The 1,787-nt window shown below is 49.7% G+C and carries 1 rRNA gene; it reads right to left on the bottom strand.

Annotated features, from left to right (window positions below):
- Window positions 1-1,787 (bottom strand): 23S ribosomal RNA (locus tag FTT76_RS17325); the annotation flags it as partial.

Raw genomic sequence — 1,787 nt, forward strand, 5'->3', positions numbered from 1 at the left:
CATCAATTAACCTTCCAGCACCGGGCAGGCATCACACCCTATACGTCCACTTTCGTGTTTGCAGAGTGCTATGTTTTTAATAAACAGTTGCAGGGGCCTGGTTTCTGTGGCTGCTCTCAGCTCAGGAAGCAAGTTCCATCACCAAAAGCAGCGTACCTTCTCCCGAAGTTACGGTACCATTTTGCCTAGTTCCTTCAGCAGAGTTCTCTCAAGCGCTTTGGTCTACTCGACCTGACCACCTGTGTCGGTTTCGGGTACGATTCCAGTGTAACTGAAGCTTAGAGACTTTTCCTGGAAGTATGGTATCAGCCACTTCACTGTACAAGTACAGCTTGCTGTCAGATCTCAGCATAGAGTACCCCGGATTTGCCTAAGATACATGCCTACTTCCTTTCACCTGGACAACCAACGCCAGGCTGACTTAACCTTCTCCGTCCTCTCATCGCATTACACTGAAGTATTGGAATATTAACCAATTTCCCATCGACTACGCCTCTCGGCCTCGCCTTAGGGGTCGACTCACCCAGCCCCGATTAACGTTGGACTGGAACCCTTGGTCTTTCAGCGAACGGGTTTTTCACCCGTTTTGTCGTTACTCACGTCAGCATTCGCACTTCTGATACCTCCAGCAGACTTCTCAATCCACCTTCATCGGCTTACAGAACGCTCCCCTACCACTTACACTAATGTGTAAATCCGCAGCTTCGGCATATAGTTTTAGCCCCGTTACATCTTCCGCGCAGGCCGACTCGACTAGTGAGCTATTACGCTTTCTTTAAAGGGTGGCTGCTTCTAAGCCAACCTCCTAGCTGTCTATGCCTTCCCACATCGTTTCCCACTTAACTATAATTTTGGGGCCTTAGCTGGCGGTCTGGATTGTTTTCCTCTTGACTACGGACGTTAGCACCCGCAGTCTGTCTCCCGGATAGTACTCATTGGTATTCGGAGTTTGCATCGGTTTGGTAAGTCGGGATGACCCCCTAGCCGAAACAGTGCTCTACCCCCAATGGTATTCGTCCGAGGCGCTACCTAAATAGCTTTCGGGGAGAACCAGCTATCACCGAGTTTGATTAGCCTTTCACCCCTATCCACAAGTCATCCCCTGGCTTTTCAACGACAGTGGGTTCGGTCCTCCAGTTAGTGTTACCCAACCTTCAACCTGCTCATGGATAGATCACCCGGTTTCGGGTCTACACCCAGCAACTAAACGCCCTATTAAGACTCGATTTCTCTACGGCTCCCCTAATCGGTTAACCTTGCTACTGAATGTAAGTCGCTGACCCATTATACAAAAGGTACGCAGTCACCAAACAAGTTGGCTCCCACTGCTTGTATGCATGCGGTTTCAGGATCTATTTCACTCCCCTCACAGGGGTTCTTTTCGCCTTTCCCTCACGGTACTGGTTCACTATCGGTCAGTCAGGAGTATTTAGCCTTGGAGGATGGTCCCCCCATATTCAGACAAGGTTTCACGTGCCTCGCCCTACTCGACATCATTATCTAAGCCCTTTCGCGTACAGGACTATCACCTACTATGGTCGCACTTCCCAGAGCGTTCCACTAAAGCTTAGATAACTTAATGGGCTTTTCCCCGTTCGCTCGCCGCTACTGAGGGAATCTCAATTGATTTCTTTTCCTAAGGGTACTGAGATGTTTCACTTCCCCTCGTTCGCCTCATAAACCTATGTATTCAGTTTATGATACCCGCCTTATAGCGGGTGGGTTTCCCCATTCAGAAATCTCCGGATCACAGGATATTTGCCGCCTCCCCGGAGCTTTCGCAGGCT

It is taken from the genome of Acinetobacter sp. YH01009 (assembly GCF_013420765.1).
GTDB classification, from domain to species: Bacteria; Pseudomonadota; Gammaproteobacteria; order Pseudomonadales; family Moraxellaceae; genus Acinetobacter; species Acinetobacter amyesii.